This is a genomic window from Mediterraneibacter faecis, from assembly GCF_055383675.1.
Genome location: NZ_AP043803.1, coordinates 3,142,802 through 3,169,583 on the forward strand (window position 1 = coordinate 3,142,802; position 26,782 = coordinate 3,169,583).

A 26,782-nucleotide genomic window follows, 5' to 3' on the forward strand; every position below is an offset into this window, starting at 1 on the left:
TTTCAGACAATTCAATTTGGATATTCACCAACTGTGGATTATTTCTCAGTGCACCAGTTTCCAGCTTACCGCCTGCTGCCTTGCATCCACAAATCTCTTATAAATACCTTCCTGTTTCATTAATTGCTCATGTGTTCCCTGCTGTGCAATTCTTCCTTTTTCAACAACTACAATCTGATCTGCATGTCTGACCGTTTTTAATCTATGGGCAATCATAATAATCGTTTTTTCCTTTGTAAGTGCATCTACTGCATTCATCAGATCCTTTTCATTCTCCGGATCAACATTGGCCGTTGCCTCATCTAATATAACGATTGGCGCATCCTTCATAATCGCTCTGGCTATCGAAATACGCTGCTTCTCACCACCGGAAAGTGTGGCTCCTCCTTCTCCGATCACTGTGTCATATCCATTCGGAAGTTTGCTGATGAAATCATGACAACATGCTTTCTTCGCCGCTTCCACCACTTCCTCATGGCTTGCATCCTGACGTCCGAATTTAATATTATTCTCAATGGTATCTGCAAACAAATACACAGACTGAAATACAAATGAAAAATTACGCATCAGACTGTTCATGCTGTAGTCTTTTACATTCACGCTTCCAAGTGTCACTTCCCCGGAATCCACATCCCAGAACCTGGCGATCAGATTGCAAAGTGTTGATTTTCCTCCACCAGACGGTCCAACGATTGCTGTCGTCGTTTTCTGCGGAATAGAGAGCGATATATCATCAATGATCTTCCGTTTGTCATAGGAAAATGAAACGTTAGAAAGTCTGATATCGTAATTTTCCGGCTGGATCTCTTTGCCGTCGATATCCATGGTGTCCAGCTCCAGTATTGCATTTGCTTTATCTACACATACGCTTACCACATGTAAAAGAGATGAATAATTTCCTGCACATTCCAGACTGGCATAAAGCATAAATGCTGAAATTGTCATACCGATTGCATAGACCGCACTCATAGTTCCATTAATATAAAAATATGCACTGCAAGCCACGATCACAGCACCTGTAATTTTGGTTATCACACTTTGCAGAAAATGATAGGGCACAAACAGCATTTCCATCTTTGTATTGATCTTTTCACATGCTTCATTTGCATCATTTAATCTTTTCGCCTGTTTCCCAAGCAAGTTATATGATTTAACTTCTGATATTCCCTGCAGATACTCCATGATCTGGTTTACAAGCTCCGTATCGCATACCACTTTTCGCTCTGAATCTTTTTTACCCGCATTCTGCATCACAGAATTGACTCCAAAGAAAATAAGTACTCCTGCTGCGGCAATCAGTCCGATTCTCCAGTCAAAAATAAACAGCATAAGAATGATCATTGATGTTTCCAGAATTCCCTGCATGGTCAGCATGACCACTCTCGCAGCCACATCGCCAAGTATTTCCATTGTATTGGTTGTAATGGAAGAAATTTCCCCAATACTATTGGAATTGAAATACCCCATCGGCAGATATCGCAGATGTTCTGCAATCTTGATTCTCATAAAAGCACTTGCATTATATCCTCCCTCTGTCTGAAGCACTGTAGAATATCTCTTGCAGATTACGTCGACTACAATTGCAAGAACCATAATCGCAACGGAGCCTCCAATATATTTTCCTGTCGGTTTCCCACTCAGCAGACCAATCAGTATGTACATAATAGCCGGAATCTTCATTGCTGAGGCAAGAGCCTCTATGAGTCCGATCACTATCGACAGTTTAAATTTATTGCCATTTTCCCTGCCTGAAAAACGAAAGAATTTTGCCAGAATCCCAAACATATCATTCTCCCTCCTTCACCGTATCTTTTACAGAAATATGGGCATTCCACATTTCCTTATAAAGCGGGCATGACACCAGAAGTTCCTCATGTGTGCCATGTGCTGTTACATTTCCATCATTTACAACAAAGATCTGGTCACTGTCCTTAACAGTAGAAAGTCTGTGTGCTATTACGATCAGGGTCTTCCCTGCTACCAGTTTTGCGATAGAATTCTGCAGAATTGCCTCATTTTCCGGATCTGTGTAGGCAGTTGCCTCATCAAGGATCACGATCGGAGCATCCTTTAACATTGCTCTTGCAATGGAGATACGCTGCCTCTCGCCACCTGACAGATGTCCTCCTGCACCTCCTACAACCGTATCAAATCCATTCTCCAACTGCATGATAAATTCATAGCATCCACTTTTCTTTGTCACCTCGATGATCTGTTCATCTGTAGCATCCGGATTTCCCTGTCTGATATTTTCACGGACTGTTTCATTAAACAGATAATTGTCCTGTGCAACATATGCAATTTTCCGATTAAAATCTGCAAATGCCAGTTCTTTGACATCAACTCCACCGATTTTGATGCTTCCGGAATCCACATCCCACAGGGACGCAATCAGCTTTGCGATGGTCGACTTGCCGCTTCCGGAAGGTCCTACGATTGCATTTACCGTTCCTGCTTTCAGCTCCATAGTTACTCCGTGCAGGATTTCTTTGTCGTGATAACCAAATCTGACATCTTCAAGAGTAACGGAGTTATCTTTTGGAACACTTTTATTTTTCTCTGGACGTTCAAGCTCCGGCTGTTCCAGAATTCCTGCCACTTCACCAACAATCACTCCGATCTTGCCAAGATCATCTGTATAGGAACCCACTGTGATCAACGGTCCAACGATTCCAAGTGATAAAATAATGCAGATGACAAAATCTGAAATCGCAAGTGTTCCATTGGCTACATAATGTGCCCCAAACGGCAATACCGTAAGAAGCGTATAAGGTGTGACCACCATCATCAGTCCATGAAAGATCGAGCACCGTTTCATCCAGGAAATAAAGGAATCTGCATAAGCCATAGCCGCCTTTGTAAATTTTGCATAAGAACTTTCTGTCTTTCCAAATGCCTTGATCACTTCGATTCCGTCAATATATTCCACTGCCGCATCGTTCAGATCTTTTGTTGTCTGAACCGTTCTCTCGAAGCTTGGTTTATAATCCAGCATCATTCCAAAATAGGAAAGAAATCCCACTATAACCGGCACTAATGACCAGAGTGCCAGTCTCCAGTCTGTCAGGAAGAAATAAATCAAAATCATAATCGGTGCCAGCAGATTGGACGTGAATTCCGGGACAATATGCGCCAGTGTTGTCTCGATACTGTCGATTCTTTCCACCATAATATTTTTAAATGTACCGGAAGGTGTGTCTTTCACATAGCCAAGAGGTACCCGCGCCAGCTTGTCACAGCAGGATTTTCTTATATTTGCAAGTACTGCAAACGTTGCTTTATGTGACAATGCTGTCGAAAGTGAATGAAGCAGTTCTGCAATGATAAACGATAATGCAATCAGAATCGCTTTTGCAAGATATATTTCAAACTCCTTTTCACCATTTAAAAACAGCTTTACTACATCTGCAATAATAAAATACGGCAAAATCTTAAAAATCACATTTCCTATTGCAAGTAACACACTCCACACATAGGCAATTCTTTTTTGTCCGGCCCACGTCAGGATCCAGCTGACTGCCGACTTCTTTTTTTCTTTCACATCTTTTCACTCCTTACGTTCGTTTTATTGTTTCGTTTTATTGTTTTACCTTCTGTTAGTTCGCACTAACCAACATATAATAAAATAGGTGGTCTACTGGCATCAACCACCTGATATTATTATCCTGTCTGAACTTTATTTAGAAATCCAGAACCTGCAACACACATAACCTATTCAGAATTCCTGCATCAGTTATACTGGAAATTCAATATTCCACAATCGTTCCCAGCCACCTGTATTGAATTCTTTCAGCTGATGCACATTTTTCTTTGCAGTCTCTCTATCTATATCATGCTCAATGATCTGAAATACTGATGAAAAAAATCCCGTATAGATCATATGCATAAGGCTTTCCTCTACAATCGGTATTTTCACACCGTTCTCTTTCATCTTTTCCATATAATTCAAGCTGGACTTCATTTCCCGCTCTACCATATTGTGTATGAATAATTCAAATTTTCCACTGTCTCCGCATTTCAACAATAATCTGAAATTATCATAATGATCATAGATATAATCAACCATCTGCTCCATCCCATCACTGGATGTATCCGACATATTCCTTGTCTGATCACTGGCAGAAAGCTTTTCAAACTCCTCAACGATCTGGTCATAAATCTGATAAATATGTTCCATATAAGGATCCGTCAGTGCGTCAAAAAGTGCCTCTTTCGTCGGATAATATTTGTAAAATGCACCAGTAGTAAGCCCTGCATCTTTTACAATATTTCTTAAAGATGCTCCTGTCAAACCATCTTTCAGAAAATGTTTTCTGGCCGTATCTAATATGTTTTTCTGTGTATCTTCTGCTTTCGTCGACATTCTTTTCGTATCCTCTAAAGTTCTTTTCAAAAATATAACAGTGCTATATAGCACTGTTATATTTTAACTCATTACAGAAATTTGTCAAGTCTACTGTTTAGATTTTCTTTATCTTTTATCTATCTACTCTCTTCCATTTTGCAACAGCATTTCTTACCCGCCAGTCAATATCCAGACGTGCTCTGCGACATTCTTTCGGATGTTTTCTTGCTGCCTGAAAAGCCAGTTTCACATTTTGCATTTCCAGTATGCACCATAAAATCCATCTGTTTCCACATCAAAATGTCTTTTCTTCATTTGTATCATCTCCTTAATATCAGCCATGTTTCTCCATAACTATTATTTTGTTTGAGATATTCCGAACGATTGAAATCTTTCCTATCACATGATAAATCGGCATAAGCTTTTTCATTCCTTCAACCAGACTGACTTCCTGTTGAACAGAAAATCCCGGCACAATTCTTTGCAGTTCTGTTCCGTTCTTAACTCCCCATGTGAATTTTGCATTGCTGCCCTCTATGGATTTTTCTTTCACATGTTTTACAACAAAAGGTGACATGGTTTCAACCATTACGGTTACTTCCTGAAATGATTTTTCAATAATAAGAAACATCTTTCTGATATCTTTTTCACACAAATACATTGTAAGCCCTTCGATTATTACCAGAACATTTTCACCATGATAATCGATATCATCTATATAGGAATCATCCATTGCAGACTTTGCAATCTGATATATCGGACCTGTTTCTGTAAGAAACCGTTTCCTTATCTTCATCGTTTCCGGCAAATCCACATTGTACCAACGCAGATATTTTCCTTCCATTCGATAACATCTGGTATCCAGTCCACATGCAATATTTATAACAATTGTATTTACATTTTTCTCCAAATATTGCTCAACCATCCGGTCTAATACAATTGTTCTTGCAATCACGCCATAGTTCATGGCTTTATCTTTATCCGCTTTGGAAAAGTCATACTCAAGATTTTTCACAAGTTCTACTGCAATTTCGTCGTTTATTTTAGCATTTTTCTTTCTTGTTTCTTTTGCTCTTGCATACAGAGTCTGTGCCATCGTTTCCGGCACACCTGTCACATTCACTTTTTCTTTCATTATCTGTCGCCTTCCACTGCCTTTCTTACTTCTTCCACCCACTCTGCACTATGACAGCAAAACAGTTCTTCATGCTGCATGTTATGTCTCCGAATATCCGGATTTTTGAAATAAGTCCAATATCTCTTTTCATATTTTCTGCCCATCTTTGTAGCGTAAAACACATGGATAGTTGTTCCCGGCACATCAATTCCATGCTGGACTTTTGTAACCTGATCCGAATAGAACTGATTATAAATACTCTGTTTTGTAATCCACGGACTTCCTCCTTTACCGATTCCAAACATATTTAAAAATCCATTATATAATTCTTTCTTAGCCCCGTCTGTCTTGTTAAGCTTTTTCTGCATAAATTTCGGAAGAGCACCTGTATGTACCATTTTATACATGAAAGGCACTACCATGGATGCCTGAATTTTTGCCACAAGATTACCTGCTTCATCCATATCGCTGCTCCCAATGATGCCATGTTCTATATGAATTCTTTTTCGCTGAATCAAAAGAGATACAAAACTTCCTCCAAGGGAACACCCATACGCTGCTTTAATTCTTCCATCATACTTTTTCTTGATTTCCTGCTCAATCTTTTCGCATTCATCTTCCATTGAATAAAATTCTGTTTTCTCATTTGGATCAAATCCATCATAAGAAACTGTTACCGTGTAAAAATAAGAATGTAATCTATCCAGTATATGATCAAAGCTACTATACAGGCAACAGGTACCAGGAAATAAAAATATCACTGGTTTACTACTGTCTCCACTTTCATAAAATTTCATATCTGGCCTCCTTTAGTTTTTTCATATAAGCATAAAATTGCTTATGCAGCTCCCTCATTTCATCTGGTGCCTTCCTAGCATGTTGATACATAAATTTATCTCCAAAGCTACTTTCGAATGTAACAGCAAGCATAATCGTCATAATTGGCAGTGGTAAAAAACGAAAAATATTCATTTTACAAGGTGACAGCCTACCTGCCTGTTTTCGCAAAAGCTAAAATTTCTTTTCAATTTTTTTGCTGTTTTCTTCATAATCTTCCAGTCTTTTCCCGCTCTTTCCGGGCAATCTGCTTCGTAATATGCATCTGCAATCGGCACCACCAGGGCAAGATGACATAATTGCCACATATGCATATCCACTACTTTCTGATATGGTATATGAGCATGCCTTAATATCTTTGAAAACTGCTTTGTCTTTTCGGATTTATTTCCTGATATTTCTGCAAATGTTGTCGGCTGAATCATTCTTGGAGTGAGTGCTGCATCAAGGATACCATCATTATTTATACTTCCGCCCGCTCCTGGAAAAGCAGGCAATATTCTCCCTTTTCCAACAATATCTTCCCATTTTTTATAACTGTCCAATGAATTTACCATTGTAACAATTATATTGCTTTTATTATTTTTTAATTCAGCAAGTGCTTCATATAGCTGATTTTCCCTGACAGTTAGCAAAATAAAATCGTAAGCATCATTATCTGACAATTCTCCAAGAATCGTGGCTTCTGCCCGCCTTATGTTCTGGTTTTTCTTATAAAGCAGTCCATTTTTCTTTAAAAACTCAAGTCTTTTACCTCTGGCATAAATACTCGTATCATAACCAGTTTCTGCAAATAAGACCGCATACAAGGATCCAATCACACCTGCACCATAAATCAATATTCTCATAGAAATCCGTCCTCTTTTTCATTTTCAAAAAACTGCCAGCGCTCATGTTAGTGATATCTAACTCTCATTTTCTAAAAAACCGTGTGAAAACAAAACTGTAATTCCACACGGTTTCTTTTCTTATGCATTCAGTATATCACTTTTACCTGGTTAAGCAACCAAATTTTGTACTTTGTACCACCCTTTTCCAACTGTGCTTTATACTTCTCATACTCTTGTACAATCGCTTTTTTTTGCATACTCTGTCGTTTCTCCGTCATGATTGGAAAAACACAATGTCTGAGTGATACAAGCTGCTTTAATTTTTTTCTTGCATTTCCTCTTCCCTTTCGTTTATAATAAGTCCGAAGAAAAATAATTGTAACAAAAGCCGGCTTGTAAAAGCGTGAAATCATGAGGATTTGCTTGTCCTTACAGATTTCACGCTTATTTTTTTGCAATGCCATAAGGAGGTTTTATGAATTCCAAAAACAAACTGGCAGAAATGCCAATCCGTCCTTTACTGTACACGATGGCGGTTCCCCTGATGCTGTCTTTACTCGTACAGTCACTCTATAACATTGTTGACAGTATCTTTGTCGCCAGATTGTCTGAAACGGCGCTGACCGCTGCATCTTTGGTTTATTCCATTCAGTTCTTAATGATTGCCGTAGGTGTCGGAACTGCAGTAGGTCTGAATGCTCTGCTTTCCAGAAAAATTGGGGAGCATAAGCCGGAGGAAGCATGTCGTGCTGCCACAACCGGACTTTTCCTGATGATTTTTACGTCTCTTATCTTTTCAATGATCGGGATTTTTCTGTCCGATACGATTGTCACTAAAATGGCTGCTGATTCAGAACTTCAGGAACTCTGCAAACAATATCTTTCCATCAATCTTGTATATTGCTGGGGAATCTTTCTGCAAACTTATGCTCAGCGACTGTTACAGGCGGTTGGAGATACTGTATTATCTATGCTGTCTCTGATCATTGGTGCTGTTTTGAATATTATTCTTGATCCTATTATGATTTTCGGTCTGCTTGGCTGTCCTGCAATGGGAGTCCGTGGTGCAGCGATCGCAACTGTCATTGGCCAAATAGCTGGTGCTATCGCTGCCTTACTGTTTAACCGTTTCCGAAATCCAATCATCCACGTCCGTCTGAAAAACTATCATTTCATGTGGCAGGATGTTGCTGATATCTACCGGGTGGGGCTTCCAACAATCATTATGCAGGCAATCGGAAGCATTATGACATTTGTAGTAAACCGTATTCTTCTTGATGTTTCCGCAACAGCCGTTGCCTTTTTTGGTATCTACTACAAACTGCAAAATTTCCTGATGATGCCAATCAATGGACTGGGACAGGCTGCCATACCTATTGTAGGATATAATTACGGCGATAAAAACTACCAACGTGTACATCAGACATGGAAGATTTTACTTCCTACCGGAGCAATCATTGCCTTGTGCGGAACTGTTATATTCTGGTGTTTTCCCGGACAGTTGCTGCAATTATTTTCTGCAAGTTCAGAAATGCTGCTGCTCGGCATTCCGGCACTGAGGATTATTTCCATTTCCTTTGTGATGTCTGCAATTACGATTCTTTGCGGATACTTCTCCTCCGGGCTTGGAAATGGCATTATTAACATGGTTGGTGCTGCCATCCGTCAGCTTATTTTACTGGTTCCATGCCTTTGGATTTTTATAAAAATCTCTGGCATTTCTCCTTCTTCCAGTTTTAATCTTCCATCAGTTCAAAAGAATGAAAGTCTACTGTCCCTTCTCCCTGAAATCTGAAGAATAATGCTCTTTTTCCTCTTGGGATGTTTAAGGCACTTTTATAAGTATGCATTTCTTTCTCTCTGTTACTCACTTCAATCTCTGCACAAATATTTTCAAAATCAGATTTGTCAGAAACCTGCATTGTTCCCTTTGCATTCCCCTGTATAGTAATTCCGATCTGATTTGCCTCTCCCATTTCGAAATATTTAAAACCAGCGACCGACCCATTCTTCATATTTGCAATGTACTGATCTCCATTATTTTCTCGATCTTTTCCACTCTGCGTGAAATAAGGATGATCTTTCAATTTTTGTTTCGGTGACTTTCCATCATATCGTCCTGTTCCATTTATCGACCACAAATTGCAAGCTATTCTTGCTTCATAAGATCCTATCCCTTTCAACGCTCCTTGATTTAAGCCACAGCTTGTAATTTCTGCCTGCTGAAAGCCTCCGTCATCTCTACGTTCCAGTTTTTCTGCACATGCCTGTCTTGCATAAGAACTACGATTTGTCTGTCGATGATAAAAGATATACCATTGATCTTCTATCTGAAGCATTCCTCCATGTGTATTTCCTAAATAATTAGAGGCATGTGTCTCATCTTCATTTCCATTCAAATAAAGATCACCAATATCTACCAGAACGCCTCCATAAGTAAATGGACCTTTAGGTGAATCTGCCATTGCGTAACAAAGATCATGATTGTGTTCTGATGAATATACAAAACAATATTTTCCATCCACTTTTCGTATAGAACTTGCTTCAAAAAAAGCATGATCCTGAAAAGCACCCTTTTTTCCTTTTGTAGGAAATAGAATTTCACAAATAGCAAGCTTTTTCGGAATATATTTTCACAGTCATATACATTCCATAATTATCTTCTCACATCTGTCATACCCGAGCTGGGAACTGTTCAAACACAGCGTATAATTGTCAGCTTTTCCCCACTTCTGGTTTGTATAAAAATTGTAATTTGCCATACGTCTTTTATCTATATCTACCATCATTTTGACGGCTTTCTGTTCTTCTACATTGTATAAGCGAGTGATACGCTGTATTTTTTCCGGTGTGTCTCCATGAATAAACACATTCAGCACATCATCCCGGTCTTTCAGAATATAATCTGCATTTCTTCCAATGATCACGCAAGACTCCTTTTCAGCCAGCTCTAAAATAACTTTCCTCTGTGCCTCATACACCAGGTCTTCTACTGATTTTCCTGTGACGTCACGTCCGGCAAATGCATATGCGAATAATCCTTTTTTCGGCGATAATTCTGCATTTTCCTGAATATATTCCGGAGATAAACCAGACTTTTCTGCAATCTCATTAATGATATTTTTATCATAATAAGCAATTCCAAGTTTCTTTGCTACTTCTTCTCCGATAAAACGTCCGCCGCTTCCGAATTCTCTGCTGATTGTAATAATTCTTTTTGTCATCTCTGATTCCTCCTTAACTTAAAACATCAACTTTATTTTTTCTGATTTTCTTTAAGAACATATATCCCACAAAACATGAAACTATTTCAGTAATAGGAAATGCCCACCAGATTAATGTAACGCCCATCTGGACATTTCTGACAAATATCGAAAAAATTCCGGCCAGTGGCAGGATAATGATAAGCTGTCTCAAAAGTGAAATAACCAGCGATTCCATACCACCGTCCAATGCCTGATAAATCCCTTGATAAGCAACATTGATTCCGGCAAACAGAAAGCTGACTGAGATTACCCTCATTGCTCCGATAAAATATTCTCTTGACTGTCCTGCATTGAACAGTGTTGCGAACGCCCCAGGGAAAATCTCTGTAATGGCAATTCCAAGAATCATTAATGTAATCGTATAGATCAGACCATATTTGATTCCATCCTTTATTCTCTTCTTACTTCTCATTCCATAAGCAAATGCAAGGATCGGAGTGATCGCATCACGCAGACCAAATGCAAGGAAGAGAACAAACTGCTGCACCTTATAGAACAAACCATATGCTGTCTGTGCTGACGGATTGAACTTCAGGATCAGATTCATTACATAAACCATAATCGACATCAATGCCTGTGCAATGATCGCCGGAAGTCCGATTGCATAGATTTCTTTTATAACACCTGCATCTGGCTTCATATATTTCGCTCCATGCTCAAACTCTTTATTCAATTTTATATGGAAAATGAACAGCAATACTGCGGACGCTACCTGACCAATTACCGTTGCATAGGCCGCGCCTTTCACTCCCATTTCCGGGCAAGGTCCAATACCATAGATCATGATCGGATCAAGAATAATATTTACAACTGCTCCGACCACCTGACCGATTGTGGAATAAAGGGATCGTCCAGTTGCCTGTAATAACTTTTCGAATAAAGAGAAGAAAATAATTCCAAAAGAGATCACGCAGCATATCCGCAGATAACTGACACCCATCTGAAAAACTTCTGCATCTACTGTCTGGGATGAAATGTATGCTTTCACTCCAAAGATGCCAAATAATAAACAAACCACATAAATGATCACTCCCAGGAACAGACTGTTTCCTGCTACCTTTGCTGCTTTTTTATTGTTTCCCTGTCCAAGTGTCCTTGCCAAAAGTGCATTAGTTCCGACACCTGTTCCGATTCCCACTGCTACCATGAGCATCTGAACCGGGAATACCAGTGTCAATGCATTTAATGCTGCCTCACTGCCCACTCTCATATTTCCTACAAATGCACTGTCTACAATATTGTAGACCGCCTGCAATGCCATAGATAAGATCATCGGGATTCCCATCTGGATCATCAGCTTATTCACCGGCATATCCTTCATTTTGTTGCTTTCCGCCATTTTGTTTTAACTCCTCTCTTTTCTGCACAAAAAAAGTGCGCACCTTGTCTTATAAGCTGGACTTACGCTGACAGGCTACACACTTTTTCATGGCGATATTCTATTTGTAACTGTTCAGAGCCAAGCAAAATTTCATAAAACAGGTGTAAAATGCTTGCATTTTTAAGACTGTTTTTGAAATTTTATTTGGCGGATACGCCACACCGACGAAATGCGTAGCATTTTGGAGGTTGCCTCTGAACAGTTACTTCTATTTTAATAAAAAAACGAGTAGCCGGTAAACTGGATTTACGCTTACTTGCTACTCGTTTGTAGTTATTATATTTCCTGTTTTATTAAAAGTCAAACAAAATTTTCTTTACTTTTCTATCCTCTAACCAGCTCTCTCAACTTATCCAGATCTTTCTTATCCGGATGTGATAAAGCACGGTCAAAATTTGCGATCAGCAGATCAAGATTCGGCATATGATCCGGCTGCTCTTTCATTTTCACATAACGGTCTCTCACCGCTTGCGGCATCTTTCCCTGACACATATACTCACCAACTACCTGATTGCTTTCATCCATAGAACTCTTAACATTATTCAGAACCTTCTGAAAATATGCCTCATTCTCACCAAACCCGGCTGTTCCAAACAGAAAGACTTTCTTATTCTTTATTCTTTGCAATAACTCCAATGCGGATTTATCTGCATTTCCCTGGTCTGTCCAGAAACCAATGTAAAGCATTTCCGATACCGGTTCTTCGATTTCGCTTGTTCCGAAATAATCACAATTCTCCTGCGGCAATGCATCACGAATCGCATTTGCCAGCTCTGCTGTATTTCCTGTTTTGCTGCTGAATATGATTGAGTATCTTTCTTCTTTCATACTATAACCTTCCTTCTAAGCTAAACCGATTCTGGAACAATATCTTCAGACTTCTTATTTCTGCTTAATTTCCATAATAACTGTTTTTCCAGCCTGAACTTCTCCCTCTTCACATACAAGCTCTTTCCCTTCAAGGCTTGAACCGATGACGATCGGTGTGATGGAATTACGTCCTGTTTCTTTGATAAACTCAAGGTCTGCATCTGCAAGAAGATCTCCTGCTTTTACCTTGTCCCCTTCTTTTACATGGATCTGGAAACATTTTCCATTCAGTGCGACTGTCTCAAGTCCGACATGTATCACAACTTCTACTCCGTTATCGGAAGTAACAGCATAAATGTGACCTGTCTCTGCTACTTTTGATACAGTTCCGTCAACCGGGCTTACAACCTTACCTTCTGTCGGAACGATTGCGATTCCATCTCCAAGAATCTTCTCTATAAAAATAGGATCCGGCACTTCTGTGATTGCTACTGCTGTACCGGTCATAGGTGCTAAAATTGTTTCAAATACATTCTCCTGATTGCTCATATCTAACTCCTCCTTAGACGTCTTTCATCCACTCATTACTTCTCTTACCAACTAAAAAATTATAGTCACTGTTTCTGCGAATATCAATCCCATTTTTTGATTTATTTGTGAATTCTATGTTTTGCATATTTTTCCACGCTAGTATCGTTTCTTCTTATTCATAATGATCAGAAAATCTTTTTATTGACCTTCATGTATCTTTAAGGTTTATTATATACTAAGAGATTTTTTTAACAAGGAGGGTTCCCAATGGAAAAAACTCTTATTTTTCAATCTGTAGATGAGATTCGATTAAAGAAATTATTACGCTTTATCATTCCAACTTATCTGACCTCATTATTTACTACAGTTTATACAATCGTTGATGGAATCTTTGTTTCTGCTTATGTTGGAACAAATGCACTCGCCGCGATCAATGTTGTCTATCCGCTTGTAAATATTCTGTACGGTATCGCACTTGCCTTTGCGACAGGAGGAAGTGCACTTGCCGCTCTTCATATCGGTGGAAAGAGAAATGATGAAGCCAGCCGGACTTTCTCGGTAAGCATGACTGCTGCCATTGTCATTGGCGCTCTTGTTTCTGCACTTATTCTTTTCCGGTTGCCGGTCATCCTGCAGATGCTTGGTGCAACCTCACTGCTGATGGCAGATTGTAAAGCTTATATCTACTGGTGGCTGTTCGGTGCTCCGATCGTGGTTGGAAAAGAGATGTTCACTTATTTCATCCGTGTTGACGGTTCTCCGACGTACAGTTTTCTGACAGCACTTTCCGGAGGGATTTTTAATATTGTTTTCGATTACATTTTTATCGGACAGCTCCATATGGGAATTACAGGTGCCGCACTTGCAACTTTCCTCGGCCTGCTGCTTTCTTTTGTAATGGGAGTGGTTTACTTTGTAACACATCCGAACTTCCTTCATTTTACATTCCACGGATTATCTATAAAGGAAGCATTTCATAGCATGGTCAACGGAACTTCTGAATTCGTAAACCAGCTTGCGATTGCGATCACAACCGTTGTCTTTAACCGAAGTGCCCTACTTTTCGCCGGAGAAGACGGCGTTGCTGCTGTTTCGATCATCATGTATTTACAGTTCTTATGTATCGGAATTTATTTTGGATTTTCTATGGGACTATCAACGCCACTAGGATATGCTTACGGAGACAGAAATTTCTCTGTCTGTCGTGTTTTAGAAAAGTACGCTTATCGCTTCTTTGCGATTGCACCGATCATTCTCTACGGATGCACTTATCTGCTGTCACCAATTGGGGTACGTTTCTTTGCATCTCCCGACAGCACAGTCTTTGACATGGCAGTTTCCGGACTGCGCTTATATGGACTCGGATTCTTATTTTCAGGAATCAATATCTTCGCAGCAATCCGTATGATGACATATGGCAAAGGATATATCTCAGGTATGATTACTTTCCTTCGTTCCTTTGCTCTGCTACTTCTTTTCCTGACAGTTCTTCCGAGGTTCTTGGAATTAAATGGAATCTGGCTGGCAGTTCCGGCAGCTGAGATATTGACACTGATTGTTGCACTTTGGACGTTGAGGAAAAAACTGTAGCTTAAAAACAACTACTTAAAGAGAATTAAAAGACAGAGGTTTCTGACATTTTGTAATCAGAAACCTCCGTCTCTTTTTCATAAAATCTTATTTTTTAGAATCCTACTCGACTGTCTCCCAGTTCATTCTTCCATATCTGAGTGTCATCTCCTGGATTTCCTTCTGCAATTTCAATGATAACTGTCTCGTATTCACTCTCCATTTCCAGTTCTTTCCTACCGTAGACGGAGTGTTGATACGACAATTATTTCCAAGTCCTAAATAGTCCTGCATCGGAATAACACACAGCTTTGCACTGCTTCGCATAATCAGGCTGATCAGAGATTTATACAGTTCACTTTCCGGTGTGTACTGGTCACACATGTAATCTCTCGCCAGTTTTTGCTCCTCTTTTGTGATACTGCTCCACCATCCAACGATTGTTTCGTTGTCATGAGTTCCTGTATAAGCCACACTGTTCACCGGGTAGTTATGTGGAAGATAATCATTCGCACAACCTGAGTCACGGGAATCAAATGCAAATTCCAGAACCTTCATTCCCGGAAAACCACTCTCGCGGACCAGCTCACGAACAGAATCTGTCACATAACCAAGATCTTCGGCAATAACCTGCTTCCATCCAAGTGCCTGTTCCACTTTGCGGAACAGATCGATTCCAGGACCTTTCTCCCAATGTCCTCCGATCGCATTCTCTGCCCCATACGGAATTGAAAAGTATTCATCAAATCCACGGAAATGATCGATTCTGACAACATCATACATCTGGAATACATAATGCAGTCTTGAAATCCACCATGAATATCCTGTCTCTCTATGATAGTCCCAACGGTACAGCGGATTTCCCCACAGCTGTCCTGTCGCAGAGAATCCATCCGGCGGGCATCCGGCTACAGCTGTCGGAACATTTTCCTCATCTAACTGAAACAGTTCCGGATGCGCCCAGGTATCCGCACTGTCCATTGCAACATAGATCGGGATATCTCCAATGATCTTGATTCCATTTTCATTTGCATATGCCTTTAATTTCATCCATTGCTCGTGGAATTTAAATTGCATGTACTGCTGGAATTCAATATCATAATACAGTTCCTCTCTGTAATAATCCATTGCCCATTTCCAACGGAGACGGATATCTTCTGCCCATTTTGTCCACTCTACATTGTCAAATCGTCCTTTTACAGCCATGAACAGTGCATAATCTGACAGCCACCAGCTATTCTCATTCACGAATTTCTGATACTCCGGATTCTCACTGATCTTACTTCTCTCATAAGCTTTGCGAAGTAATGGATAACGTCCATTATAAATCTTCTCGTAATCAATGGAACCCTTTGCTTTTCCCCAGTTTACTTTCTCACATTCTGCACGTGTCAGAACACCTTCCTCGATCAGTTCATCAAGACTGATAAAGTACGGATTTCCTGCAAATGTAGAAAAGGACTGATATGGAGAATCTCCATAACTGGTCGGTCCAAGCGGGAGAATCTGCCAATAATTCTGTCCTGCTCCTTTGAGCCAATCTACAAATTCATACGCACTTTTTGAAAAACAACCAATTCCGTACTCTGACGGCAAACTACTGATCGGCATTAAAATACCTGCTGCTCTTTCGCTCATTTTATCTTCCTCCTCTTAATCTTCTACCTCAATCATTACTCCATAATGATCGGATACTACCGGGTAATTCTTACCATTACATACCACTTTCGATGACTTTACTTTTTTCTGCGTATTACAGAAAATGTAATCCAGACGTTTGGCATCTTTCACTGCTCCACCGCCTTCTCCATCGCGCCATCCATCGATTTCTTCTTCCACTGTAACACCGGAATCTTTCTGTTCTGCCAGACAGTAACTGTCCTTCCATCCGCTTTCGCAGATCAGTTCATATCCTTCCTGTTTTACATTATCGAGACTGTTGAAATCTCCCATCAACCAGATGGTGCGATCTTTCTTTTCCAGACTTTTCGTCAGCTTTTCCATTTTCTCCCACTGTTTCTTCAGCGGTTCTTCCTCGTCGTTCCACCAGCCCATATGGACTGTAAAGAAAATGTCATCGTTCCCTTCTGTCTGCATTCCTAAAATTTTTCTTGTCTTCCAATTATCATAATCATCTGTCTGGCTGATCAGGAACTGCTTTACTCTCATAATCGGTTTCTTTGATAAAAGAGCCATTCCTTCATCGTATTTTCCATATCCGATCTTTGCAGACAGCCAGGTCCAATAGTAATACACTCCTTTTTCTCTGAGTGCTTCAACAACTTCTTTCGCGTGATTGTCTTCTCTTACAGGAAGTCCGAAATCCATACATCTCTTATACCCGGCCAGCATTACATCCGGAATTTCTCCGGCACTTGCAGTCTGATTCACCTCCTGAAGAGCAACTACATCCGGCTGCTCAACTATTAACGTCTCTATAAACTTTTCTTTTTTTTCTTCGTAAGATGATTCTACAAGACTATGCGTATTTAATGTCATTAACTTCATTCTCTTCTCACTCCTGTAAAAACACCGGAGAAATTTCTACATACCCTTCTCCAGTCTATTGTCTGTTATGAACTAAAATCCCCCAACTATGATACCTAAGGATTGTTTCGTGCAATGCACTCTCACAATCCTGGTATCATAAGATGTCATTAATATCTGATTTTAATACATCTGCTTTTGGCCCATAGACAGCCTGGATTCCATTATCTTTCTTAATCAGTCCACGTGCTCCCTCTGACTTCCATGCGGCAAGCTCTGCTACTTTATCCAAATCCTTTTGTTGCATTGTTCCATGCAACCGTTTGCATTAATTATATGCACGTTTTGCACGAAATGCAATTCTATTTATAGATCTATTTTCTATTTCTGCCTTTTGCACAATTTATATGCTCTGTTTTTGTACATTCTCACAACAGTTTCTATGCAAAAAACTATGCAACAGATTTGACATCATTGCGTTCTTTCACTAAAATAGTAGGTGACGAATTTTTTGTGAAAATGTAACTGTTCAGAGCCAAGCAAAATTTCAAAAAACAGGTATAAAATGCTTGCATTTTTAAGACTGTTTTTGAAATTTTATTTGGCGGATACGCCACACCGACGAAATGCGTAGCATTTTGGAGGTTGGCTCTGAACAGTTACGTGAAAATAAAGGAAAATAGGTGTCAGATGCCTGACATCCTCATTTCCTCACAGGAGGGAAAATATGGCAGTAACAATTAAAGATGTGGCCGCTTTGGCAGGTGTATCACCTTCCACTGTCTCCAGAACTTGTAAGAATAACCCATCCATCAGCACAGAAACAAAAGAAAAAGTTCGTAAAGCGATGATCGAACTTGGTTACGAAGTAAACTTTCAGGCCAGCAATCTTGCTTCTCAGTATTCCCGCACAATCGGGATTATCCTTCCGGCATCCGCCCGTGAAGTATATGAGAATGCTTTCTATCTTGAAGCAATTCGCGGCATCAGCCACTACTGTAACCAGAGACAATACATGTCTACTGTTGTGACAGGTCAAGATGAAGATGAGATCTTAAAAGCGATTCAGTCTATGTCACGAAGTGGAAAAGTAGATGGGTTCATCGTTCTTTATTCTCGAAAGGACGATCCGATTATTGATTATCTCTTCAGCGAAGGGCTTCTTTATATCTTGATTGGAAAAGCAACACAGTACACGAATCAGACATTATATATTGACAATGATAATCTTCTTGCCGGAGAGGACGCGACCGAATATCTCTATCAGCTCGGTCATCGCAAGATTGCTTATCTGGGTTCCGACAGTTCACTGACTTTTGCCGCAGACAGAAAAACCGGTTACCAGATGGCATTGACTAAACACGGAATCCCTTTCCGTCCGGAATACTGTGCGGAAGTTCTGAATGTATCAGGAGATAACACAGAAGCAATTTCTTCTCTGTTACAGCAGGATGAACCGCCAACTGCAATCGTTGTAAGTGATGATATTCTAGCCATTTCACTTGAAAGAGTCTGTCTTCAGAATCATGTTTCAATCCCTGATGATTTGTCGATTATATCATTCAACAACTCTCTATTTGCAAGATCGACATCTCCACAGCTTACTTCAATTGATATTAATTCTAAGCAGTTGGGTATCGAGGCGGCATCACAGATGATCAATCACATTGAGAATCCGAATCTTGTTGCAACAAAGATTATCGTGCCACATCAGCTGATTGAACGTGACAGCTGTTGTAAAATAAATGGATAAAAGGACGGAGAGTTCTGACATTTTCAATCAGAACTCTCCGTCCTTTTTATCATTTTTTCTTCTGATATCAACCAAGCGCTTACAAACTTAGATGTTGCAACAATCTGCATACCTCTTGTGCAACTGCATCATCTTTATTAGATTCGATGACTTTCTCTGCGATTTTTTTCAAGCTTTCTACTGCATTTCCCATGGCTCTGGAATGCGGGAACTTTTCAAACATTAGAATGTCATTCTTCCCATCCCCAAATACCAATACCTCTTCTTTACTATATCCATAATACTCAGCGACCTGTTCAAGCATAGTTCCCTTATTCACCTGCCGGTCTGTAATCTCTATGTTCCAGGCTGCAGATGACGTAATTGTGATATCGTGTCTCTTCTTCAAAAACTCTTTTATATTTTTCAACTTATCCTGCTCTTCTGAGAAAATAAATATCTTTTGAATTTTAATCTGCGCATCAAAATTTTTTTCCACTGCGGGCATTGGGCAAGCCGTATCGCAAAACTCACAGTCTGTCGAAAAATCTCCTGATGATGTATTAATTTCAAAATCAAACTTCTTTTCCATGAGCATCTGTATAATTTCCTGCGCACAGGATTCTTCTATTGATTTTTGGAAAATCAAAGTCCCATCACTCTTTCGAAATTCAGCTCCATTTAGCAGAAGATATTCCGGTGAAACTCCCGCTGTTCTCATAAGCTCAGATGCCGTTTTCAGCGAACGGCCTGTTGCCGCAACCCACAGAATTCCGGCCTGCTGTGCAGTCCTTATACACTCCGCTGTTTTCTCTGATAACATGCCTTCCTCATTTAGAAGTGTCCCATCCAGATCACTTGCAATTAATCTGATCACCGTAATTCTCCTTTACCTTTGAAAAATGAAATGCAAATGTATGGAAATCTCGTTTTATTAATGGTAGCGATACTCCGATCTCCATCAATTCATCTCCACCCAAAATCTGCCCGGTACTTTCATCTTTATAATCCCATTCCGGATGCAGACCACAGAGATGAATTCTTCCATGAGAATATCTCGGATCAAACAGTTTCTGCATGATAATAACTTCGCATTCTTCTCCCGTCACGGAAACAACCGACCATGCAATATAATTCTCATTCGGAACTTCAAGATAACTAAGCACTCCCTTTTGCAACCAGCCTCTCTGTTCTTTATATTCCTGAATCTGATCAGCAATTTCTTTTCTTTCTTCTTTGGAACATTTCGTAAGATCAAGTTCATATCCCAGATTAAATAATCTTGCTACCTGATATCTTGCATCCAGAGAAGTACTTCTTCCGGTCTGATGATTCGGAACAATACTTACGTGAGCCCCCATTGTTATCTGCGGATATAAAAGGCTATACCCTCTTTGGATCGTCGCACGGTCAAATGCATCTGTATTGTCACTTGTCCAATTCTGCGGCACATAATACAACATTCCCGGATCAAATCGCGCACCACCACTGGAACATCCTTCAATCAGAACATCCGGATATTTTTCTGTAATGCGTTCCAAAATATCATATAATCCAAGCACATACCGATGACTGATCTCTTCTTTTTGCTGTACTCCCAGACATGCAGAATTCACATCTGTCAGCGGTCGGTTCATATCCCACTTTATGTAATTGATTTTTCCATTTTTTAAATAAAAATCTAATGTTTTAAATAAATATTCACGGACATCTTCTCTTGAAAGGTCCAGCAGATATTCATGTCTTCCTTTTACCGATTGATACCCCAGAATGTGAAGCGCCCAGTCCGGATGTTGACGTAACAACTCACTATCCTCGCTGACTGCCTCCGGTTCAAACCAAAGTCCAAACTGTAAACCTTTTTTATGAATCGCATCTGCAACTGCTGCAATTCCACCCGGAAGTTTCTGTTCATTACATATCCAGTCTCCCATTGAAGATCTGCTGTCATTTCCTTTACGGAACCAACCGTCATCCAACACAAATAATTCAATTCCCGCAGCTTTAGCCAGGTCTGCCTGTTCATCAATCTTCTCCATTGTTACATCATAGTACATAGATTCCCAGGAGTTTAAAAGAACCGGTCGTATTTTTTCCTCAAATCGTTTAGGAATTAGATGCTGTTGGTACAGCCAATGAAAATTGTGGCGCATTCCATTCAGACCCGTATTGCTATAATTCAATACCGCTTCCGGAGAAGCAAATGTATCTCCTGGTTTTAATTCCCATTTAAAGCTGTCCGGATGAATTCCAATCTGTGCCCGTACATTTCCAAACTGATCCTTTTCCACCTGTGCGAGGAAATTTCCGCTATATACAAGATGCGCTGCCCAGACTTCTCCGCTGCATTCATTCGTCTCCGGTTTTAACGCCGCAAAAAATGGCTGATGCTGAGGACTGCTGCTTCCCCTGACACTCTCCGTTTTCTGCACCCCATAATGAATCGGGAAACGCTGCATATTTGCCTCTTTAGCATGTGTTCCATATAATGTCATAAGTTCATACTCTTCTGCCGGAAGTTCCAGAGACATACTCTGAATGTTCTGAAGAAAAACGGTCTGCTTCCCATAATTTTCTACTTTTTGATGCCGTAAAACAATTCCGTAATTTTCAAAAATCGTATAATAAAGAAAAAGTCGGATCCCTGCTCTGTCATCTTCACAGATCACTTCCAGTGTCTCCGACTCATTTTCATTAACACGAATCTGTGGCATACCCTGTAATTTAGGCTTACCGGATACCACACTCCAGCTTTTAAACACCGGTTCGCAAAATGTTATTCCATCTTCTTGTGTGATTGCAAAAGCCGGAATACGAAAATCTCCATGTCCTCCGACCGGATATTCAAACGGGAAATCATCAAAGGATATATTTTCGACAGAGCTGTCATGTTCCGTATTATACCCTCTCTTGAAATACAGGGGATTTCCGGTCCCCCGGTAATTTCGGATCTTTCGTCCGAAATACCGATGAACCAGATACTTTCCATCCACAACTTCCATCACATAACTTATTGTATCATTACTTAATTGCACGATCTGTCCTTTGTTATGAAATAGAATACTCATACTTACTGCTCCATTTTCTTATTAAAACCAAACATCCATGTCAGTCCGAATGCTACACCGAAAGCAACTACATTTACCAGAATATAGAGTGGCAGCTGCTCGTTAAGATACAGCAATGTTCCTGGAATACCTGTAATTGACATTCCTGTTGCTCTCAGATGGAAGATTGATGCCAGAAATCCTCCAACACCGCCACCGATCATTGACATTACAAACGGTTTCATAAATTTTAAGTTGACTCCAAATACCGCCGGCTCTGTAATTCCAAGTAATGCAGACAGACATGCCGGATATGCCACCTGCTTTGTCTTATTAGACGCTGCTTTGATTGCAACTGCAAGAACTGCTCCTGCCTGAGCAACATTTCCGCAAGTTCCGATTGGATTCAGATAATTCCATCCATCTTGTGCCAACATACTGATCTCTAAGAAATTCAGAATATGATGAATACCAAAAATACCAAGAAGCTGTCCGAAACATCCATATAAAAATCCGCCTATTCCCATTGGAAGGAAAAGAAGATGTTCTACTGCAAACAGAACTCCTGACTCTACTGTATGTAAGATTGGTCCAAGTACGAACAATGCCAGAACACATCCAACCAACAATGTTAAGAACGGTGTCACAATCAGATCGATTGCATCCGGAACTTTCTTTCGCAGCCATTTTTCAAACTTGGAAGCGACAATTCCTGTCACAAATGCCGGTAATACTGATCCCTGATATCCTGTTACTTTTAAGAATCCAAAGAAAATCAACGGCTGTGCCTCTCCTGATCCAACTGCATAAGCGCTTGGCAGGCTGCTGTTTACAAGCATCAATCCTAATACAATTCCAATTACCGGACTTCCGCCAAAATTCCGGAAGGTTGACCAGCACACTAAAGCCGGAAGAAATGCAAATGCCGTGTCTGTCAATACCTGTGTAAATGTAAGAAGATTCTGCGGAATACTATCAGCTGTCAGACCAAATACTGCAAGTACTGCCTCCTGAGTCAGAAGCCCTCTAAGTCCCATAAACAAACCAGTAGCTACAAGCACCGGGATAATTGGCACAAATACATCAGAAAACATTCTGATTGCTCTCTGAAATTTATTTCCATAAACCACCTTTTCTTTTTCCTCTGACTTTTCTTCGTCGCCTGTTCCTGTAACTTTTACAACTTCGTCATAGATTCGGTTAACCAGACCTGTTCCAAGGATAATCTGATACTGTCCAGAATTAAAAAAGCTTCCTTTTACTTTCTCCAGATTTTCAATCTCTTTTACCTGAATCCTTTCTTTATCAGCTACTACAATACGAAGTCTTGTCGCACAATGTCTTACTGACACAACATTTTCCGTACCACCAACCAGTTCAAGAATCTTTTTTGCTAATTCTTTATCACTCATTTTTCTCCTCTCCTTCTCCCATTAAATCATACATTTCCATGACTCTTTCTTTCATGAATCCACTTATTTTTACTTTTCCATTTTCTTCTTCTGTGAACATTCTCATAGAAAACACTTTGCTTCCCTGATTCACAAAAATTTCCATACTGGAAATATCAGACCAACATTCTATCGTTTCCAACGAATCAATCTTACAGTTTCTCTCATCATAATCTTTTGTAACCCAATTTTTTCTCTTTACAGAAATTATTTTTTCTACTTTTTTGTATTCTAGAATAACTTCTCTGTTCTGAAATTCTATTTTAAAAGAAGTTTCATTCTGAAGATTAGATAGTTTTGCACAGTATACTCTGTTCTTAAGAATTATTTCTCCACTTTGTCTTTCCTGCTCGGAAATCTTATGTATGCACAAACTTTTTTCCAATTCTCTTACCGGAAGCTGACACAGTTCTCCGTTTCGATAAGAAAGCTCTCTTGGTAATGTCATACAATGGATACTGGATTCTCCTGCACCAAACAGCTTCTCTTCTTCCTCTTCCATTCTTGACATCCACGCAAACAGAATTTTTCTTCCATCCGGTGATGTAAATGTCTGCGGCGCATAAAAATCAAATCCCTGATCCATCTTTTTACGCCCTTCATCCAGATTCTGCATATTGCTATCTTCTATTTTTCCTGAAACTATGTCATTAAAATCAAACTCTTTATAAGCCGAAAAACTACAAAGTGAACTATCACTTTCATTATCTCTGTGCTGCGGACAATAAAGCAAAATTCCTTGTCCATCTACCTGAAAATAATCCGGACATTCAACCATTTCATACTCCTTGGATTTTGCAAGCACTAATTCGAATTTCCAATTTTCCGCATCCTTGGAGCTGCATAGTGCGACAGAACCTCTTCCATTTTTCATCTGTGCTCCGATCACCATATAATAGTCATCGCCGTCCTGCCATACTTTCGGATCTCTGAAGTGCTCGGTAAACTCCGTAGGTGTTGATACCACAATGCCTTTTTTCTGAAATGTCTTGCCATCCTCAGTAACTGCAAGGCACTGGCTGCTTTTTCTCACACCGCCGCTCTTATTATTTCCTGTATAAAATAAGCGAAGCTGACCATCCTTTATCAATGCACTACCTGAGTAAACTCCATTTTGCTCATAAAACTGGTCCGGCAAAAGAGCACTTCCTTCCCAATTCCAATGAAGTAAATCTTTCGATGTAAAATGTCCCCATTCCTTGTAAGAATGATTCTTTTCAAATCGATTCCACTGAAAGAACACATGATACATATCCTTGTAAAAAACTAACCCATTAGGATCATTTAGCAGACCTCTGTCCGGTTCCAGATGATATTTCTGCCGTTTTATCATTTCTAAATGACCTCCCGTCCTTACTTTCTGGCGCCTGACTATATTAAACTATATTTTTCTATTTTGGAACATAGCATTTTCAGAAGAATATATGGAAAAAACTAACTTTTTGTATTATGATAGACTTATGATTGAATATAAAGAAACCAAACATTCTCTGGTATATAAAGCCAATAGTGATCTTTCTCTGTACAGTGCCGGTTATGAAGAATGTACACCTGGCTACAGTTATGGTCCGACTTTGAGATCATATCAGCTAATTCATTTTGTACTCAACGGGGAGGGAGAATTTCGTATTAATGAGCATGTGTTTCACCTAAAAGCAGGAGATGCATTTCTCATTCCAGCAGGTAAGATCACTTATTATGAAGCCTCAAAAACAAACCCTTGGTCTTATGCATGGATCAGCTTTATCGGCATCAGCTCGGAAAGCTATCTCTATCAGATTATGACTTCAACAGAAGATATTTATGTGATCCATGGTCTGGATACCCGAAAATATTACGATTCTATTTCCAGGATCATGCAATTAGACGCCTCATTGACCAGTCATTATTTTGAAGGAAATAGTATCCTGCTTCATATTATTTCCATGCTTTTTTCAGATGTTGATTTTCATGAAGCAGACACAAATAAACTGTCAATTATCGATGAAATTAAATTTTACTTTGATATCAATTATGCTGAGAATTTGAAGTTAAAAGATGTAGCTGACTATTTCGGCATCCATCAGAATTACCTTACACGGGCTTTCCATGAAAAGTTTGGAATCTCACCCAAAAAATATCTACTTCAACTGAAATTCAAAAAAGCTGCAAGGTTACTTGCAACTACACAACTTCCTGTTTCGATTATTTCCAATTCACTTGGATTTGAAGACCAGCTGGCATTTTCACGTACATTTAAAAAGTTTTATAATGTTTCGCCAACAGATTACCGGAGCCATTTAAAACCGTAACACTTCTTACGTTTTTTCATCCATTTTCTGTTACTCACCACCTGAAGGAGTGGGAGTCTTCTCGACTGAGATAAACAATCCGCAGAATACAAAGTTGCGAACTATACTGATACTTACAAAAAGAACAGAGATTTCTGACATTTTTTCAATCAGAGCTCTCTGTCCTTTTTCATCATTTTGATATTTATAAGACCTTATATTTTTCAAATATTTCCAAGTACTCCTGCTCAACATCCTTGAATGCTCTCACCGTATAATCAGGTACCATACACGTCTCTGGCTTGTCTCCTTCTGAGTCTTCACCCAGTAAATATTTCATATCATACCACAATACCGCATCATCAATCTCTTTGATCAGCTTCTCTTCCTGCTCATCAAGTGGTGAACCCAGGAACTTGGTATACAAAACATCAAGCAAATGATTCTCCTGCTCTTTATATACTGTCATAAATTGCTTCAGCGGACGCGGCACGTCTGACATGTAACACTCACTTGCATCATGCAAAAGTGCACCCTCAATCACACGATTACTATATCCTCTGGCTGCGGCTTCCTTCGCACACAGAATGCAATGTTCTCCCACCGACCAGAACGTACTGACCTGGCCGTTCCCCCGGCAGATCATCGGAAGTGCATGGGCGATATCTACAATGTTGATTAGTTCCGGATCTGGGTTTATCGGATCAAAATGATTTCCTGTGTATGTTGTGATGTAACTCATAATTTTCTCCTGCTTTCTCTTTGATATTATGTCTCATTTATAACTTCTTGGATATCCCTATACGGCACACTTGTAAAAATATCTCTAAGTTCATCTGCCATATCCAATGCCATCGCAATCTTCGTTAAGGAAAGTAATGAAATCATCCCTGTCGTCTCAAACCTTTTAATCGAACCATAACTCACACCACTCATAGATGCTAATTTTTCCTGTGAAATTGAACGTCTCTTTCTAATATTGCGCACTCTTTGCGCAAGCTTTTGATCAAGTTCTTCTGCTGTTTCCCATACTAACTGTTGCATTCATCCACCTCACTCTATGGATAATATTTTATCTATTTTTAACTATTTTATGCATTTTTAGATAA

The 26,782-nt window shown here is 39.6% G+C and carries 23 protein-coding genes and 1 pseudogene; 4 read left to right on the forward strand and 20 right to left on the reverse strand.

From position 1 onward, the window contains the following. Positions 1–45: 45 nt before the first annotated feature. The 6 genes and pseudogenes from ACZ47Z_RS14880 to ACZ47Z_RS14905 all read right to left on the reverse strand — a co-directional run bounded on the left by ACZ47Z_RS14880 (position 46) and on the right by ACZ47Z_RS14905 (position 7,147). Complete coding sequence (locus tag ACZ47Z_RS14880; RefSeq protein WP_464525703.1) at positions 46–1,785, reverse strand: ABC transporter ATP-binding protein; 1,740 nt, start codon at positions 1,783–1,785, stop codon at positions 46–48. Position 1,786: 1 nt separating this feature from the next. Then, positions 1,787–3,541: an ABC transporter ATP-binding protein gene (locus ACZ47Z_RS14885; protein WP_464525704.1), complete on the reverse strand. Its 1,755-nt coding sequence runs from the start codon at positions 3,539–3,541 to the stop codon at positions 1,787–1,789. Positions 3,542–3,733: 192 nt separating this feature from the next. Continuing rightward, a complete protein-coding gene (locus ACZ47Z_RS14890) occupies positions 3,734–4,363 on the reverse strand; it encodes a TetR/AcrR family transcriptional regulator (protein WP_021739680.1) in 630 nt (209 codons plus the stop codon). A 316-nt stretch (positions 4,364–4,679) separates the two neighbouring features. Then, positions 4,680–5,480: a class I SAM-dependent methyltransferase gene (locus ACZ47Z_RS14895; protein ID WP_464525705.1), complete on the reverse strand. Its 801-nt coding sequence runs from the start codon at positions 5,478–5,480 to the stop codon at positions 4,680–4,682. Continuing rightward, positions 5,480–6,259, reverse strand: a complete 780-nt coding sequence (locus tag ACZ47Z_RS14900; RefSeq protein ID WP_054752730.1) for an alpha/beta fold hydrolase — start codon at positions 6,257–6,259, stop codon at positions 5,480–5,482. Before ACZ47Z_RS14900 ends, ACZ47Z_RS14895 begins: the two co-directional genes overlap by 1 nt. Continuing rightward, positions 6,246–7,147: pseudogene (locus ACZ47Z_RS14905) on the reverse strand (ketopantoate reductase family protein). Before ACZ47Z_RS14905 ends, ACZ47Z_RS14900 begins: the two are co-directional and overlap by 14 nt. A gap of 457 nt (positions 7,148–7,604) precedes the next feature. Here ACZ47Z_RS14905 and ACZ47Z_RS14910 point away from each other — a divergent pair. Beyond that, positions 7,605–8,924 (forward strand): MATE family efflux transporter, encoded by a 1,320-nt coding sequence (locus tag ACZ47Z_RS14910; RefSeq protein WP_464525706.1) that lies wholly within the window; start codon positions 7,605–7,607, stop codon positions 8,922–8,924. Here ACZ47Z_RS14910 and ACZ47Z_RS14915 read toward each other — a convergent pair. From ACZ47Z_RS14915 to ACZ47Z_RS14935, 5 genes are all read right to left on the reverse strand, one after another. Further along, positions 8,866–9,654, reverse strand: coding sequence for a hypothetical protein (locus ACZ47Z_RS14915; RefSeq protein ID WP_054752718.1), 789 nt, complete (start codon positions 9,652–9,654; stop codon positions 8,866–8,868). The two genes, ACZ47Z_RS14910 and ACZ47Z_RS14915, sit on opposite strands and share 59 nt — an antisense overlap. A 114-nt stretch (positions 9,655–9,768) precedes the next feature. Continuing rightward, on the reverse strand, positions 9,769–10,353 hold the full coding sequence (locus ACZ47Z_RS14920; protein WP_349179021.1) for a cytidylate kinase-like family protein: 585 nt from the start codon (positions 10,351–10,353) through the stop codon (positions 9,769–9,771). Positions 10,354–10,366: 13 nt separating this feature from the next. Beyond that, positions 10,367–11,734, reverse strand: a complete 1,368-nt coding sequence (locus ACZ47Z_RS14925; RefSeq protein ID WP_464525707.1) for an MATE family efflux transporter — start codon at positions 11,732–11,734, stop codon at positions 10,367–10,369. Between the two features lie 366 nt (positions 11,735–12,100). Further along, complete coding sequence (gene bilS, locus ACZ47Z_RS14930) at positions 12,101–12,604, reverse strand: flavodoxin family protein BilS (RefSeq protein WP_054752712.1); 504 nt, start codon at positions 12,602–12,604, stop codon at positions 12,101–12,103. 54 nt (positions 12,605–12,658) lie between these two features. Then, on the reverse strand, positions 12,659–13,135 hold the full coding sequence (locus ACZ47Z_RS14935) for a PTS sugar transporter subunit IIA (protein ID WP_055147167.1): 477 nt from the start codon (positions 13,133–13,135) through the stop codon (positions 12,659–12,661). Positions 13,136–13,384: 249 nt separating this feature from the next. Between ACZ47Z_RS14935 and ACZ47Z_RS14940 the strand changes: the two genes are divergently transcribed. After that, positions 13,385–14,707: an MATE family efflux transporter gene (locus ACZ47Z_RS14940; protein ID WP_054752708.1), complete on the forward strand. Its 1,323-nt coding sequence runs from the start codon at positions 13,385–13,387 to the stop codon at positions 14,705–14,707. Between the two features lie 102 nt (positions 14,708–14,809). Here the strand turns inward: ACZ47Z_RS14940 and malQ are convergent, their stop codons facing one another. From malQ to ACZ47Z_RS14955, 3 genes are all read right to left on the reverse strand, one after another. Continuing rightward, on the reverse strand, positions 14,810–16,324 hold the full coding sequence (gene malQ, locus ACZ47Z_RS14945; RefSeq protein ID WP_464525708.1) for a 4-alpha-glucanotransferase: 1,515 nt from the start codon (positions 16,322–16,324) through the stop codon (positions 14,810–14,812). A 15-nt stretch (positions 16,325–16,339) separates the two neighbouring features. Then, a complete protein-coding gene (locus tag ACZ47Z_RS14950; protein WP_054752706.1) occupies positions 16,340–17,194 on the reverse strand; it encodes an endonuclease/exonuclease/phosphatase family protein in 855 nt (284 codons plus the stop codon). 136 nt (positions 17,195–17,330) lie between these two features. Continuing rightward, a complete protein-coding gene (locus ACZ47Z_RS14955; RefSeq protein WP_155492235.1) occupies positions 17,331–17,480 on the reverse strand; it encodes a hypothetical protein in 150 nt (49 codons plus the stop codon). Between the two features lie 420 nt (positions 17,481–17,900). Here ACZ47Z_RS14955 and ACZ47Z_RS14960 point away from each other — a divergent pair, with 420 nt between their 5' ends. Next, the gene (locus tag ACZ47Z_RS14960) at positions 17,901–18,926 is read left to right on the forward strand and encodes a LacI family DNA-binding transcriptional regulator (protein WP_117542411.1); all 1,026 of its coding nucleotides are present in this window, start codon (positions 17,901–17,903) and stop codon (positions 18,924–18,926) included. A 79-nt stretch (positions 18,927–19,005) separates the two neighbouring features. Here the strand turns inward: ACZ47Z_RS14960 and ACZ47Z_RS14965 are convergent, their stop codons facing one another. The 4 genes from ACZ47Z_RS14965 to ACZ47Z_RS14980 are packed head-to-tail and all read right to left on the reverse strand — an operon-like array spanning position 19,006 to position 24,736. Beyond that, positions 19,006–19,782, reverse strand: coding sequence for a Cof-type HAD-IIB family hydrolase (locus tag ACZ47Z_RS14965; RefSeq protein ID WP_464525709.1), 777 nt, complete (start codon positions 19,780–19,782; stop codon positions 19,006–19,008). After that, positions 19,760–21,973: an alpha-galactosidase gene (locus tag ACZ47Z_RS14970; protein ID WP_117827371.1), complete on the reverse strand. Its 2,214-nt coding sequence runs from the start codon at positions 21,971–21,973 to the stop codon at positions 19,760–19,762. The genes ACZ47Z_RS14965 and ACZ47Z_RS14970 overlap by 23 nt, the downstream gene beginning before the upstream one ends. Positions 21,974–21,975: 2 nt before the next feature. After that, positions 21,976–23,364 carry a sucrose-specific PTS transporter subunit IIBC gene (locus ACZ47Z_RS14975; RefSeq protein ID WP_054752702.1) on the reverse strand — a complete coding sequence of 463 codons (1,389 nt, stop codon included), beginning with the start codon at positions 23,362–23,364 and terminating at the stop codon, positions 21,976–21,978. After that, positions 23,357–24,736, reverse strand: coding sequence for a glycoside hydrolase family 32 protein (locus ACZ47Z_RS14980; RefSeq protein ID WP_054752700.1), 1,380 nt, complete (start codon positions 24,734–24,736; stop codon positions 23,357–23,359). The genes ACZ47Z_RS14975 and ACZ47Z_RS14980 overlap by 8 nt, the downstream gene beginning before the upstream one ends. 91 nt (positions 24,737–24,827) lie before the next feature. Here ACZ47Z_RS14980 and ACZ47Z_RS14985 point away from each other — a divergent pair, with 91 nt between their 5' ends. Further along, complete coding sequence (locus ACZ47Z_RS14985) at positions 24,828–25,694, forward strand: AraC family transcriptional regulator (RefSeq protein WP_226875140.1); 867 nt, start codon at positions 24,828–24,830, stop codon at positions 25,692–25,694. A gap of 184 nt (positions 25,695–25,878) precedes the next feature. Here ACZ47Z_RS14985 and ACZ47Z_RS14990 read toward each other — a convergent pair whose 3' ends face one another. Both ACZ47Z_RS14990 and ACZ47Z_RS14995 read right to left on the reverse strand, forming a co-directional pair. After that, on the reverse strand, positions 25,879–26,415 hold the full coding sequence (locus ACZ47Z_RS14990; RefSeq protein WP_015527498.1) for a hypothetical protein: 537 nt from the start codon (positions 26,413–26,415) through the stop codon (positions 25,879–25,881). A gap of 26 nt (positions 26,416–26,441) precedes the next feature. Further along, positions 26,442–26,717 carry a helix-turn-helix domain-containing protein gene (locus ACZ47Z_RS14995; protein WP_054752697.1) on the reverse strand — a complete coding sequence of 92 codons (276 nt, stop codon included), beginning with the start codon at positions 26,715–26,717 and terminating at the stop codon, positions 26,442–26,444. Positions 26,718–26,782: the final 65 nt, after the last annotated feature.